The following is a 12,997-nucleotide window of genomic DNA, read 5'->3' on the forward strand; positions in this document are numbered from 1 at the left end:
AGATCGGTATGACAGTTCACTTCGTCGACTTGACGGCGGCAGCATCACCGCAATCCCGCGAGTAATCGCACGCCATTTCGCGAACCTGCCCTTGCGTTCGAGCACGGATCGTTGAGCCAAGGGTCATCCGGGGTCAAACTGGCTATTCTGCCACGGGCTTGTGAAAATCCCCTTTAAGATTCGCTGTCAAGGTGGTTCTCCACCAATCTCTGTGTACTCCCTCACGCTGTCGGGCCGCAGGCCCTTCTGAACGATGAGAGCAGGGGATGACAGCTACGAATGAAGAATCGAGCGGCGCCGCGCGCGTGCCGGATCGACGGCGGCCGGGTGTGCTCGGCCGCCGCGGCGTGGGCCTGGCCGCGGCGCTCGCCATGGGGATCGGCAGTTGCTCGCTGGCGGCGGCGCCGGCAGCGTACTCCCAGGCGGGGGACGGATCGGTGACGGTCCGGGTGATCCGGGCCGTGGACGCCAGCGGGGTGTGGACGCCCGCGCTGGAACCCGGCATCGCGGGCGTCAAGGTGACGCTCACCGACGACGCCGGGGTCGGCATCGAAGGGCTCACGGCGGCCGACGGCACGGTGACCCTGGCCCCGGCCACGAGCAAGGCGACCGGCGGCAAGTACCGGGTCCAGGTGGTGAATCCGAAGCCGGGCGTGCTCTTTCCGGCCTTCGCCTCGCGGCAGGGGCTGGACGGCGCGCCCAACCAGCTCAGCAGCAACGAGGAGTTCGTCGACCTCTCCGGCGGGAAGAACGCGGCGTACACCACCGGGCTGTGGAACCCCGGTGACTACTGCCAGAAGAACGCCCCACTGGTGACGACCTGTCAGTCCGCCTCGCGCGAGGGCGGGTCGCAGCGCACGCTGGTGTCCTTCCCGTACAGCGCGCGCGGCCAGGACGGCGTGGACGTCAACGTCACGAACATCGCCACCGACGCGGAGACCGGCACGCTGTTCGGCATCGCCTGGAACAAGGCCGACAGGCGGGTGTTCTCCTCGGCGGCGGCCAAGCGCACCACGGACTACGGCCCCGGCGGCGCCGGGGGCATCTACGTGACCGACCTCGCGCAGAAGAAGACCACACTGTTCACCGTCGTCCCGGACGCCGGGACGACCGCGCACGGGCCGGGCACCGACGACGCCTTCCTCACCGTGCCGGGCAGGGAGAGCCTGGGCGGCATCAAGATCACCGATGACGGCCGGGACCTGTTCGTCGTCAACCTCAACAACCGCAAGCTGTACCGCTACGACGCCACCAAGCCGACCGTCGCGAGGCCGAAGTCCATCCGTTCGATCCCGGACCCGGGCTGTCCGGCGGCCGGGGACTGGCGCCCCTTCGGCCTCGGCCTGCGGGACGGCACCGGTTACCTCGGCGGGGTGTGCTCCGGCGAGTCCACCGGCAAGGTGTCGGACCTGCGTGCGGTGGTCCTGCCCTTCGACCTCCGCACCGGAGCGTTCCAAAAGCCGGTGCTGGACCAGCCGCTGGACTACCCGCGCCAGTCCACCGTCGGCTCGGACCCGTGCGGCGGCGCGGGCTGGTTCCCCTGGACCGACACCTTCCCCACCTCGCAGAACGGCCAGGTCTGCCAGACGTATCTGGCCCAGCCCGAACCGGAGTTGGGCGAGATCGGCTTCGAGACCGACGGCTCCATGCTGCTGGCCTTCCGTGACCGCTTCGCCGACCGCTCCCCGGCCTCCCCCACCCCCGACTCGACTGCCAGAGTCCTGTCGGGCGGCGACCTGAACAAGGCGTGCCTGGCGGGCGGGGTGTACGTGATGGACACCAACACCGGCTGCGGGCTCTCCCCCCGGGGCACCCGCTTCTTCGACACCAGCCGGATGGGCGTCCACCACAACGCGGCCTACGCGGGCATGGCGCTCTCCAGGGTCGAGAACACCATCGCGGTCTCCAGCTTCGACCCGAACAGCACCGCCTTCGGCTACGGCACCGCCTTCGTCCAGCGCGACGGCAAGCAGGACCCGAAGTTCGGCCTGCGCCTCAACCCGCCAGGGGCCATCGCCCCGTTCGGCAAGGGCGCCTCGATGGGCGACCTGGAGGTGCTGTGCGACCAGGCCCCGCTGCAGATCGGCAACCGGGTCTGGTACGACCCCGAGCGCACGGGCATCCAGAACCCGGGCCAGAGCCCGGTCCCGGGCGCTACCGTCAACCTGTACGACGAGTCGGGGAAACTGGTCGGCACGACGAAGACGACGGCCCGTGGTGAGTACTACTTCGACGACTCCGACGTGACCGGCGGCCTCAAGCCGAGGACGAACTACACGATCCGGCTCGACAACCCGGCCGACTACGCCGAAGGCGGCCCGCTGTACGAGTGGGTGCCCACCGACGCGGACGTCGGCGACAACCCCTTCATCAACTCCAAGGGCATCGTCCCGCCCGGCGCCAAGTTCCCCGAGCGGGCACTGACCACCGGCGGACCGGGCGAGAACAACCACACCTACGACTTCGGCTTCCGCCACTGCAAGAAGCATCACAAGGGTGTGCTGCGCGTGGTCAAGCGCGACCCGCACGGCAGGCCGCTGGCGGGGGCGGAGTTCCAGCTGTGGAAGAAGACCGACGGCACCGACGGCTTGCAGACCACCGGGCCGAATCCGGACACGCCGGTCGGCAAGCCCTGCACGACCGGGGACGACGGCGTCTGCGAGCGCACCGGCACACCGGGGACGTACTACTGGCAGGAGATCAGCCCGCCCCCGGGCTACACCGTCCCGGACGGAGGGGTGTTCGGCCCGCTGGTGCTGACCTTCGCCAACCTCCATCGCGGAGTCTGCATCAGGGTGGTCAACTGGCCGTCGCACAGCCACCCGCCGACGCCCACACCGTCGCCGTCCTCGTCGCCACCGGCACCGTCCTCGTCGCCGCCGGCACCGTCATCGTCACCGACGACACCGGCCGCGCCGAGCACTCCGAGCGCGTCGAGCGCACCTGGCCCCGCACCGGCCGCCGCACGCCTGGCGTACACCGGCGGGGGTCAAGCGGTTCCGACGCTCCTGGCCGGCGGCGCCGTACTCACCGCCCTCGGCGCGACGCTGATCACGCTCCTGCGCAGGCGCGGGGCCCGGCAGCGGTAGCCCCTGAGCGGGGCGGCCGGCACCGGTGACCCTCCGGGCCGGATCGGGCGGGTTCGCGGACCATCGGTCCGGGAACCCGCCCTTGTCCGTGACCGACCGACGAGAGAAGGCGACTGCGATGGCCCGGAAGACGAAGACCGACGGCCGTACGCCGCACCGGACCTTCTGGTTCAGGACACTGATCGCGATCGCGGTGTGCGGCACCGCCGCGGGCGGCCTGGCCGTCTACCGGACCGTCTCCGACGACGCCACCGAGCGGCCGGTGACGGTTGACGAGGCGTCACGACTGGCCCTGTCACGGCTGAACCTGTACCAGGCCAGTCCGGTCGCGGTGACCCTCACCACCACCGAGGGCGGCGGTGAGGTGGTGCGGGTCAGCGGGGTCGTGGACTACCGCACCCACCGGGGTGTGGGGAGCTACCAGGTCACCGGGGCGGCTGGGGCCGCCGGGGCGGGAGCCGGGCAGCTCGATCACGGCCTGGTCGTCTGGGACAGCGGCGGTCTGGGCCTGGCCCCCGCACCGGAGGGCGACGCCGGCCCGCCCTGGCAGCAGGCCGAGCACGTCCCCCGGGCGGGCTGGTCCCCGCGCTCCTACACGGCGGATCCGCTGGACGCCGGGCTCCAGCTACTGGTCCAGCTCGGCGCGGACCGCCCCGACAACCCGCTGCTGCTCGCCCAGTCCGGGGCACGCCGGCTCGGCCGGGACCGCATCGACGGCCGCAGCTACGACCGCTTCGCCGGACCGCGCGCCCAGGGCGCCACCCCCGGTCCGGGGCCCGACGGCGGGCGGTCGCCGCTGACGTACTGGGTCGACGGCGACGGCACGCTGCGGAGGGTCACCATGCGAATGGCAGGCCTGGGCACCCCGACCACCGTGGAGTTCTCCGGGCGCGACGGCGATGCGAGGCTCCCCGACGCGCCCTGGATCACCGGCTGACGTCTTCGCGCCAACGCGGCCTCCCGGCTTCCGTTCCCGGCTGTAGCCAATCTCAACTCACTTGTGAATCTGGACGGTTGAAGTGATGTCCGAGCCCACGGAGCGCGGTACTCATCGCGGCTGCGGCACGGCGTCGGCGTCCGCGGGAAGCGGGTACGCGTCCGTGTCGACGGGCCCCGGCAGGTCGGTCGCCGGGCGGCCCGGGGACTTCGGGTCCGGCATGGACTGCTGGGCGGGCGGGGCCGGCACCCGGCTGAACGGGATGCCGGGCGGCGCCTGCACCGGCGTCGTCTGACCGGGGGGCAGCGCGCCGCGGCCGTGGATGCCGCAGCCCGCGAGGCCCTCCAGGCCGTCCGGGCTCTGGGTGGCGGGCTGGTTGCCGGTGAAGCAGTTGCCCGGGTCGGCCGAGGCCAGCACGAGATCGGTGCCGTTGCCCACGGTGCGGTTGCCCTCGACGCTGTTGCCGCTCGCCGGGTGCCCGGGCGGATCGGTGACGACGACCCCCGCCGCCTGGTTGCCCCGGACCAGGTTGCGCTGGACGCGGTTCCCGGTGCCGCCGCCGATCCCGATGCCGATGCCGAAGCCCCCGTCCGCCTGCTCGGGCGTATCGGCGGCGTTGTTGTCGGCGACCACGTTGCCCGCGATCACCGCGCCGTGCTGCGGGGCGAGGGACTCCAGGTCGTTGGAGTTCACCGTGATGCCGACCCGGTTTCCGGCAACTCGGTTGCCCAGCACCGACAGTCCGTCCGAGGCGTTGGTGAGTTCGATGCCGACGGCGTTGCGTTCGATCGTGTTGCCGCGCACCAGGGTGTCGCAGGGCTTGCACTGGCCGACGTAGATGCCGGAGTCGGCCTGCCCGGAGGTGTAGGAGTCCTCGATCACGCCGCCGCGCGCGTCGAAGGCGTAGATGCCGTACAGGCCGTTGTCGTAGGCGGTGACCCGGGTCGCGCGGAAGCCCTGGACGGCCGGGAAGCGGGCGGTGTCCAGCGGGTTGTACGCCGAGCCGCCGGCGCCGTGCTGCTGCAGCTTCTCGTCGGTGACGCCGGTGAACAGCACACCGTTGGCCAGGTAGTCGTGCACGGTGAGGTTCTCCACCACCGAACCGGGCCCGGTGACGGTGACACCGTTGACCAGCCGCAGCCCGCCGTCGAGGACCACCTTGTTGCGGTCCGTTCCGCGCAGCACGACACGTTCCTTGGTGATGTGCACGCTCTCCCGGTAGGTGCCCGGGCCGACCAGCACCGTCTCGCCCTCACGCGCGACGTCCACGGCCTTCTGGATGGTGGGGAAGTCCTCCGGCACCCGCAGCACGCTCCCGGCGGGATGCTTGGCGTCGTCGGACTTCGAACCCGTCGAGGAGCACCCGGTGGCAACCATCGCGAGCGAGACGAGGAGCAGGGGGAGGCACCGCAGCGCCGCCGCCCCGAGCACCGCCGGTTGATGCGTCACACGAGGAGACAGTCCGTCAGAAGGCAGGATTTGCATGAGAGGTGTTCTATCGTCTCCAATAGCGCGCATGCCTACCGAACCGGAAAATCCGCAGAATCCGGCGCGACCTGCCGCGATCGGTCTCGGGCGGCGCAGGGCACTGCTGGCGGCCGGGGCGGTGCTCGCCGCGGGGATCGGCGCGGCGGCCGACGAACTGGCCGGAGGCGACCGGAAGTCCAGCCGTGGCGCCGGCGCCCCGCCGCCCGTGGCCGCGATCCCCTTCCACGGCGTCCGGCAGGCTGGTGTGACGGCGCCTCAGCAACCGGCCACGCACCTGCTCTCCTTCGACCTCCCGCAGACCTCCGCCGCCGCGGACCGGGAGACCCTGCGCAAGGTCCTCGCCGCACTGACCCGCACCCTCTCCGCCGCGGCCGCCGACGCTCCGCCCGATCCGCGCCTGCAGGGCGGCGCCACGACCCGGCTCACCTCCCTGGTCGGGATCGGCCCCGCACTCGCCGCCCGGCTCGGCCTCAACGTCCCCGCCGGGCTGACCGAGTTGCCGTCCTTCCCCGGCGACCGCCTCGACCCGGCGCGCAGCGACGGCGATCTGCTGGTCCAGCTGTGCGCCGTCGACCGCTGGACCCTGACCGTCGTCGCCGAACTCACCGGCACAGCCGTACACGCGGCCGGCGCCGTCCCACGCTGGGGCCAGTCCGGCTTCCTGCCCCACACGGCCCCGGGCACCACCCCGCGCAACCTGTTCGGCTTCAAGGACGGTACCGCCAACCCCGATGACCAGGCCGCCGAGCAGTGGGTCTGGGGCCCGCCGGGAACCCACCGGAACGGCACCGTCCTCGTCTACCGCAGGATCCGGATGGACGTCGCCGGCTTCGCGGCCCTCCCCGGGGACCGGCGCGAGGGGGTGATCGGCCGCCGCGCCGACGACGGCGCCCCGCTCACCGGCACCGCCGAACACGACGACCCCGACATCTACGCCAAGAACCCCGACGGCTCCTACGTCATCCCCGCCACCGCCCACGTCCGCCTCAGCAGCCCCCGCCTCGACGGCGGCGCCCGCATGCTCCGCCGCGGCTACAGCTACGACGACGGCCCGGACGACCGCGGCCTGCTCTTCTGCGCCTTCATGCGCGACGCGGCCCAGTTCAGCCGCGTCCAGAACCGCCTCGCCACCCGCGACGCCCTCACCCCGTTCATCGAACACCAGGCCTCGGCCGTGGCCTACGTCCTGCCCGGGGCCGCACCCGGCGGAACCCTCGGCGAACAGCTCTGGACCTGAGGCCCCTCCCCCGGTAACCGGCCCACGCGGCACGGACGGTGGGCTCAGCCCCGGCCGGCGGCGGTCGCGGCCATGGGGGTGGTGCCCGGCGGTGCGTGGTCCGATTCGGTGATCAGGGCGCGCAGCGCCATGGCCACGGGGCCGGCCGTTCCCGCATGGCGACGTGGCCGGTGCCGGGCAGGGTGAGGAGGCGGGCCGGTTGACCGGCTTCCTCGCTGCGGGGAACCCGGTGCGGGTTCTGCATGGGTACCGGCGCGCTCCCCAGGGGTGGGGCGCGGGTGGTCCGCTCGAACGCTACGCGGACGTCGGGAGGTTGGCGTCGAAGAAGCCGGCCAGCTTCGCGACCGCGGGGGTGACGTACTCGTCCTTGTCGTAGAGGTCGCAGTGCCCCGCGCCGTCGATCCAGAACAGCTCCTTCGGGCCGGTCGCCCTCCGGAACGCCTCCACGCTCATCCAGGAGGTCACCGCCTCACGCCCGACGACCGTCAGCAGCGGGCGCGGGGCGAGCAGGCCGAGGGAGGCGAAGGCCTCGAAGGCCGCGATGCGGTCGACGCTGGACCAGGTCAGCGCCTTGGCCGACCGGGGGTGCCGGGCGCGCGGGGTGCAGTAGTACTCCCAGCCCTCGTAGACGTGCGGACCGCCACGGCGCGCCTCCTCCTCGGTCTCGGGGAAGAGCGGGAAGGTCAGGACGCCCTCACCCCGGGCCTCGGCGGTGCGGGCCGCCGCGGCCGCGTCGAGCATGCCGCGGAGGACGACGGGGTCCTGGGCGCCGTCGGCGCCGTTGCGGAACTGGCGGGAGATGTCGACGGCGCTGACGGTGGCAACGGCCTTGACGCGCTGGTCGGTCGAGGCGGCGGCCAGGGCGTAGCCGCCGGAGGCGCAGATGCCCAGCGCCCCGATCCGGTCGGGGTCGACCTCGTCGCGGGTGGTGAGGAAGGAGACGGCGGCCTTGAGGTCCTCGATCCGGTGGGCAGGGTCTTCCAGGCCGCGCGGCTCACCCTCGCTCTCGCCCTGGAACGCGGCGTCGAAGGCCAGGGTGACGAAGCCCCGCTCGGCCAGGCGCCGCGCATACAGGCCGGACGCCTGCTCCTTCACGCCGCCGCCGGGGTGGCCCACCACGATCGCCGGGCGTCGACCGTCCGGCGCGCCGTCCGGGGTGTACAGGTGGCCGGCGAGCTTGAGGCCGGCACTGGGAAAGGAGACGTCGGTCCGCATGGGATGCTCCGGGTGCATGAGGGGGACGGGCCCGCAGTTGGGGCGGGCTCCGGTGGCCTCCTGGGGTGGGCCAGGCATCCACGGTGGCCCCGCCGTGCGGCGGCGGCCAGGGAGAGCTCTGCCTATGCAAACCGGTACCAGGCACGAGGCCGCGCCCACGAGGACACTGGGAGCATGCGACCCCAGGACACTCCAGCCGACGACAGCGAACTGGGCGCTTTCCTGCGCGCCCGCCGCGCCGCGCTCGACCCCCGCCGGGCCGGCTTCCTCGACGACGGACGGCTTCGGCGGGTGCCGGGTCTGCGCCGCGAGGAGCTGGCCCAACTCGCCCATGTGAGCGTCGACTACATCGTGCGCCTGGAGCAGGGACGCACCCGCCGGGTCTCCCGGCCGGTCCTCGCCGCACTCGCCGACGCGCTGCACCTGGCCCCGGACGAACGCGGCTACCTGTTCACCCTCGCCGACGTCGCTCCGGCACCCGCCACCCCGCGGCCGGGCCGGCCGCACGTCGACGCCCAACTGCGGCAACTCCTGGCGACCATGCACGACATCCCCGCCATGGTCCTCAACCGGCGCATGGACGTCCTGGCCTGGAACCGCGCGGCCACCGCCCTGCTCACCGACTTCGACGCGCTCGCCGCCGAGGAGCGCAACCTGATCCGGCTCACCTTCCTCGATGACGCCTACCGCGCGCTGTACGCAGACTGGCCCCGGGCGGCACGCGAGTGCGTCGCCGTTCTGCGCATGGAGGCCGGCCGCCATCCCGAGGACAGCGAACTCGTGGCGCTGATCGGCGAGTTGAGCACACGCGATCCGGACTTCCGGACCTGGTGGGCCGACCACCGGGTCCGCGGCCCGCGGCAGCTCACCAAGACCTACCTCCACCCCCTCGCCGGCCCCCTCACCCTCGACGTCCAGCAGTTCACCGTCGACACACAGCCCGACCAGCAACTCGTCGCCTACACCGCACCCGCCGACTCCCCCACCCAGGAGGGCCTGCGCTTCCTCCTGCGGTGGGCGTCGACTCCGCACCCCGGCACCGACGAGCACCCGAACCACCGCCCCACCGCACACGACGTCCACGAACCGCACGGCACCGTCCGCGCCCACCGTGACTGAGGGCTGTCCCGTTTTAGACCGACCGGCAATAGGGAGCGTGGGTGAAGAAGGGGGTCCCCCCGGCCGAAGGCTGGGGGAGGGTCGAGAGCCGAGTCTGGGCGTGCATCGTGAGGAGAGCGCAGCGGCGCTGCGCGCGACGAGGGATGTGCGTCCAGGCGAGAGCTATCGGCACGCGACGCCGCGGGCCCTATTGCCGGTCGGTCTTAGATGGGGAACCGGTCCTCGGGGACGTGGAAGCGGTCGCGGAATGCCTGGCGGCCGGGTTCTGTCAGTGCCAGAGCGCGGCCCGTGCCGATCCTGTTGACCCAGCCCGCGTCCAGGGCGTGGGAGCAGATCGCGGCTCCGACAGCGCCGCCGAGGTGGGGGCGGCGCTCGGTCCAGTCCAGGCACGAGCGCACCGGCGGGCGCCGGGTGACGGTGGGTAGTGCGATGCCGAGCTCGGCGAGGCGGGCCGCTCCTGTCGGGGTGAGCCGTGGTTCCGGTTCCCAGGTGATCAGGCCATCCGCGACCATGGCGTCCGTGACGGCCAGGCCGAGGGTGCCCGCGAGGTGGTCATAGCAGAGTCTGGCGCGGGCCAGGGCGCGGGCCCGGCCGGTGGCGCCCAGTGACGTGGGGCGGATGGGGCGGCGCGGGGCGAGTTCGGCCAGGCTCTCGATCAGTGCCGCCACCTTGGGGCCTGCGAGCCGCAGATAGCGGTGACGGCCGTGCCGTTCCTCGGTCAGGAGATCGCCGCTCACCAGCAGGTTCAGGTGCTCGGTGGCCGTCGAGGGTGCCACCCCGGCGTGCCGGGCCAGCTCGCGCGCCGTCCAGGCCCGGCCGTCCAGCAGGGCCAGGCAGATGTCGGCGCGGGTGTCCTCCGCGAGCAGCCGCGCCACTGCGGCGAGGTCAATGCCGACATCGTTGTGTGCCTTGTCCGACCTGCCCGCGCTGTGAGCCGCCATGCCCCAAGTATTCCGGAGCGTCGGTTCGGCCGGAACCGAATCGGCGGCGTTCTACGCTCCCCGTCCCGAATCGCCCCGTACCGCCCTCCGAAGGAGCACGAACGCCCGATGCTGCGACTCATCAAGCAGTACCTGCGGCACTGCACGGTTCCCGGTGCCCACGCCGCCAGTCCGCTGGCCCCGGTTGCGACCGCCGCTCTCGCCATGGCCCGCACGCCCTCGCACGCACCGGATCTGCCGGGCAGGCCCGCGCCGGAACTCGTCCTCACCGATGCGCCCCGCCCTGCTGACACGGCGGTGATCTCGAACGCCCTGGACCGTTTCAACATCGACATCACCGGCATCGACGACCGTCGTCCCCTGGCCGTCCTGGTTCGCGCCCCGGGCACCCGCCGCATCCTCGGCGGCCTGACCGGCCGGACCTCCCTCGGCCTGTTGTTCATCGACCTCTTCCACCTGCCGCCCGAGCTGCGTGGCTCGGGCCTGGGCAGCGAGATCCTGCGCCGGGCTGAGGAGGAGGGGCGGGCGCGAGGCTGCCGGGCTGCCGTCCTGTACACCATCAGCTTCCAGGCGCCCGGGTTCTATGAGCGCAACGGCTGGCGCCGCATGGGGGAGGTGCCGTGCGTGCCGACCGGCACCAGTCGCGTCTTCATGACCAAGGAGCTCTGAGCCCCTCATGCCGCCGGGGCGCGGTGAACTCATGACCGAAGGCAAGCCCTCCGGCCGGTGGGGACGGGTCTTTGGCGGCGGCACGGTAGCGATGACGATCGACCGCCTGGTCTCGCCGAGGACCAGGCGTTCGGCGAGCTCCGCGTTGCTGAGGCCCCTGGTGAGCAGCCTCAGCACGTCCAGCTCGCGCGGCGTGAGTGCGGACAGGTCACGGTGCGGGGCCTGGCCCGGCTCGCTCCGCTCGGCGAAGCGTTCGACCAGGCGGCGGGTGATGCTGGGCGCGAGCAGCGCGTCACGGGCGCGCACCTGGCGTACGGCGTTGACCAGTTGCTCGGGTGAGACGGGCGGCCTGGTGCTGGCGACGGCCGGGGCACTGCTCCCAGCCGGGCGGGCCGCCCGGATGCCGACCGCGGCCGCACTGCGTACCGAGTAGCGACGACGGTGGGACGCGGACCTGTGGCCGCCGTTCCGCCGCGGCTCTCGGCTCAAGGAGGTGAACTGTCGCTGTCCGGCTGTACGTTGGACGAGGTCCGGTCTCTCGGCGCGACCGGTGCCGCCAAGTCATCCGGATCCAGCTGCCACCACCGTGGCAGGCCGCGCGTCGCAACCGGCCGTTTCACAGCCTTGTCGCCGCGGCCGGCCCACCGAAGACCGCCCGTCCCACCTGGGGGAGACCATGTCCACATCCACCCGCATGCCCGCCGATCCGACGTCGAGCTACCGGGCCATCGAGAACCTGATCGCACGCTACGCCGAGCTCGTGGACGACGGCGACTTCGCGGGCCTCGGCGCCCTTCTCGCCGACGCCACCTTCACCGGCAGCGGCGAACCGGTGAGCGGGCGCGACGCGATCGAGAAGATGTTCCAGGACACTCTGATCGTCTACGCCGACGGCACACCGCGAACCCAGCATGTCACCACCAATGTCGCCATCGAGGTCGACGAACAGGCGGGCACGGCGCTCTCGCGTTCATACGTCACCGTGTTGCAGGCTCTGCCCGACCTGCCGCTGCAACCCATCGCCGGCGGCCGGTACCACGACCGCTTCGAACGCGGTGACGGGCAGTGGCGCTTCGTGGAGCGACGGGTCCACATCAACCTGGTCGGCGATGTGAGCCGCCACCTGCGCCGGGCTGCCGCGAAGCGGTAGTCCTCCCGTCGCGGTTCGCATCGCTGGCGTCGGTCAGGTCGCGGCGGGCGTCTCGACGGCGAGCCTGAACCGGCTCTGGTTGAACGGGCCGAGCTTGGCCGTTATCCGGAGTTCGGGGAGTGATCGGCTCGCGGTGAATCCGGTTCGTCCGAGCCCGAGACGGGCCTTCTTCAGGAATTTGCAGCGGAGTTGAAGTGCTCTCCCGGCTGAAGCCGGGAGATTCCTGCTTACCTTGCGGTAGCGGGCTTGACGCGCTTCGCACGCCTGACGACTGCCCTTCCGGCAGCCGGGATGAGCGCGAGGCCCATCCGGGCGGACACTTCTGGTCCGGTTCCTACTTCGCCGGATCGTGCGGCGGGGCACCCCTGACCGTCGTCAAGCAGTACATCGAGAACCAGCAGCGCCCCGTCTGACCGTCACCACGGAGACGCAGAGCCCTCCGGCGCTTCGCGCCTCCGACCCACGGATGGCCTTCACCCCCGCCCTGAAGAGCGGAGCACTGGCCAAGATCAGACCCCCGCGGCGAGGGACAGACCGGTGAACAGCATCGTCACCGCGACCAGGGCGTCCAGAGCGCGCCAGGAGGAGGCGCGGCGGAAGAAGCCGGTGAGCAGGCGGGCGCCGAAGCCGAGCGCGGCGAACCAGCAGAGGCTGGCCAGGGCGGCGCCGAGTGCGAACTGCCAGCGCAGCGCGCCGTAGGTGGCTGCGACGGCGCCGAGCAGGAGAACCGTGTCGAGGTAGACGTGCGGGTTGAGCCAGGTCATCGCGAGACAGGTGAGCACCGCGCGGCGGCGGGAGCGGACGGCCGCTCCGCCGCCGTCCAGGCTGGAGGCCCGGAAGGCGCGGCGCGCGGCGATCACGGCGTAGCAGAGCAGGAAGGCCGCGCCCACCACGCGTATCGCCGTCAGCGCCGTCGGCCACGCCGCGACCAGCACGCCGAGTCCGCCCACGCCGCAGGCGATCAGCGCCGCGTCGGAGGCCGCGCAGATCGCGACCACCGGCAGTACCGCCTCCCGGCGGACGCCCTGGCGCAGGACGAAGGCGTTCTGCGCCCCGATGGCGACGATGAGTGACAGGCCGGTCCCGAAACCGGCCGCGGTGGCGGTGAGCGTGTTTCCCATGGGTGCCACCGTAGGCAGCGGATTTCACATA

The 12,997-nt window shown here is 72.2% G+C and carries 10 protein-coding genes and 2 pseudogenes; 7 read left to right on the forward strand and 5 right to left on the reverse strand.

What is annotated here, in order from left to right:
* The first annotated feature begins 266 nt into the window (after nt 1-266).
* Both ACSMTC_RS03970 and ACSMTC_RS03975 read left to right on the forward strand, forming a co-directional pair.
* Entirely contained in the window at nt 267-3,089 is a 2,823-nt protein-coding gene (locus ACSMTC_RS03970) for an SdrD B-like domain-containing protein (RefSeq protein WP_436558239.1), read from the forward strand.
* A gap of 118 nt (nt 3,090-3,207) precedes the next feature.
* A complete protein-coding gene (locus ACSMTC_RS03975; protein ID WP_436558240.1) occupies nt 3,208-4,026 on the forward strand; it encodes a hypothetical protein in 819 nt (272 codons plus the stop codon).
* 111 nt (nt 4,027-4,137) lie between these two features.
* Here the strand turns inward: ACSMTC_RS03975 and ACSMTC_RS03980 are convergent, their stop codons facing one another.
* Nucleotides 4,138-5,475 carry a right-handed parallel beta-helix repeat-containing protein gene (locus ACSMTC_RS03980; RefSeq protein WP_436558241.1) on the reverse strand — a complete coding sequence of 446 codons (1,338 nt, stop codon included), beginning with the start codon at nt 5,473-5,475 and terminating at the stop codon, nt 4,138-4,140.
* 67 nt (nt 5,476-5,542) lie between these two features.
* Here ACSMTC_RS03980 and ACSMTC_RS03985 point away from each other — a divergent pair, with 67 nt between their 5' ends.
* Entirely contained in the window at nt 5,543-6,751 is a 1,209-nt protein-coding gene (locus ACSMTC_RS03985; protein ID WP_436558242.1) for a Dyp-type peroxidase, read from the forward strand.
* A gap of 294 nt (nt 6,752-7,045) precedes the next feature.
* On the opposite strand, the gene ACSMTC_RS03990 is transcribed toward ACSMTC_RS03985, so the two are convergent.
* Nucleotides 7,046-7,966, reverse strand: a complete 921-nt coding sequence (locus ACSMTC_RS03990; RefSeq protein ID WP_436558243.1) for an alpha/beta hydrolase — start codon at nt 7,964-7,966, stop codon at nt 7,046-7,048.
* A gap of 174 nt (nt 7,967-8,140) precedes the next feature.
* On the opposite strand from ACSMTC_RS03990, the gene ACSMTC_RS03995 reads away from it, so the two are divergent.
* Nucleotides 8,141-9,085, forward strand: a complete 945-nt coding sequence (locus ACSMTC_RS03995; RefSeq protein ID WP_436558244.1) for a helix-turn-helix transcriptional regulator — start codon at nt 8,141-8,143, stop codon at nt 9,083-9,085.
* 203 nt (nt 9,086-9,288) lie between these two features.
* Here the strand turns inward: ACSMTC_RS03995 and ACSMTC_RS04000 are convergent, their stop codons facing one another.
* Nucleotides 9,289-10,026, reverse strand: a complete 738-nt coding sequence (locus tag ACSMTC_RS04000; protein ID WP_436558245.1) for an ArsR/SmtB family transcription factor — start codon at nt 10,024-10,026, stop codon at nt 9,289-9,291.
* 108 nt (nt 10,027-10,134) lie between these two features.
* Here ACSMTC_RS04000 and ACSMTC_RS04005 point away from each other — a divergent pair, with 108 nt between their 5' ends.
* Nucleotides 10,135-10,695, forward strand: a complete 561-nt coding sequence (locus ACSMTC_RS04005) for a GNAT family N-acetyltransferase (protein ID WP_436558246.1) — start codon at nt 10,135-10,137, stop codon at nt 10,693-10,695.
* 108 nt (nt 10,696-10,803) lie between these two features.
* Here the strand turns inward: ACSMTC_RS04005 and ACSMTC_RS04010 are convergent.
* Nucleotides 10,804-11,079, reverse strand: a pseudogene (locus ACSMTC_RS04010) (LuxR C-terminal-related transcriptional regulator); the annotation flags it as partial.
* A gap of 292 nt (nt 11,080-11,371) precedes the next feature.
* Between ACSMTC_RS04010 and ACSMTC_RS04015 the strand changes: the two are divergent.
* Both ACSMTC_RS04015 and ACSMTC_RS04020 read left to right on the forward strand, forming a co-directional pair.
* The gene (locus ACSMTC_RS04015) at nt 11,372-11,845 is read left to right on the forward strand and encodes a nuclear transport factor 2 family protein (protein ID WP_436558247.1); all 474 of its coding nucleotides are present in this window, start codon (nt 11,372-11,374) and stop codon (nt 11,843-11,845) included.
* A gap of 311 nt (nt 11,846-12,156) precedes the next feature.
* Nucleotides 12,157-12,258: pseudogene (locus ACSMTC_RS04020) on the forward strand (transposase); the annotation flags it as partial.
* 96 nt (nt 12,259-12,354) lie between these two features.
* On the opposite strand, the gene ACSMTC_RS04025 reads toward ACSMTC_RS04020, so the two are convergent.
* Entirely contained in the window at nt 12,355-12,966 is a 612-nt protein-coding gene (locus tag ACSMTC_RS04025) for a LysE/ArgO family amino acid transporter (RefSeq protein ID WP_436558248.1), read from the reverse strand.
* Nucleotides 12,967-12,997 lie beyond the last annotated feature (31 nt).

Source organism: Kitasatospora sp. HPM-01-4, assembly GCF_051374625.1.
Classification (GTDB): domain Bacteria; phylum Actinomycetota; class Actinomycetes; order Streptomycetales; family Streptomycetaceae; genus Kitasatospora.

Coding starts and splice junctions, on each gene's coding strand:
- ACSMTC_RS03970 (WP_436558239.1), top strand. CDS start 267: ATGACAGCTACGAATGAAGAATCGAGCGGCGCCGCGCGCGTGCCGGAT.
- ACSMTC_RS03975 (WP_436558240.1), top strand. CDS start 3,208: ATGGCCCGGAAGACGAAGACCGACGGCCGTACGCCGCACCGGACCTTC.
- ACSMTC_RS03985 (WP_436558242.1), top strand. CDS start 5,543: ATGCCTACCGAACCGGAAAATCCGCAGAATCCGGCGCGACCTGCCGCG.
- ACSMTC_RS03990 (WP_436558243.1), bottom strand. CDS start 7,966: ATGCGGACCGACGTCTCCTTTCCCAGTGCCGGCCTCAAGCTCGCCGGC.
- ACSMTC_RS03995 (WP_436558244.1), top strand. CDS start 8,141: ATGCGACCCCAGGACACTCCAGCCGACGACAGCGAACTGGGCGCTTTC.
- ACSMTC_RS04000 (WP_436558245.1), bottom strand. CDS start 10,026: ATGGCGGCTCACAGCGCGGGCAGGTCGGACAAGGCACACAACGATGTC.
- ACSMTC_RS04005 (WP_436558246.1), top strand. CDS start 10,135: ATGCTGCGACTCATCAAGCAGTACCTGCGGCACTGCACGGTTCCCGGT.
- ACSMTC_RS04015 (WP_436558247.1), top strand. CDS start 11,372: ATGTCCACATCCACCCGCATGCCCGCCGATCCGACGTCGAGCTACCGG.
- ACSMTC_RS04025 (WP_436558248.1), bottom strand. CDS start 12,966: ATGGGAAACACGCTCACCGCCACCGCGGCCGGTTTCGGGACCGGCCTG.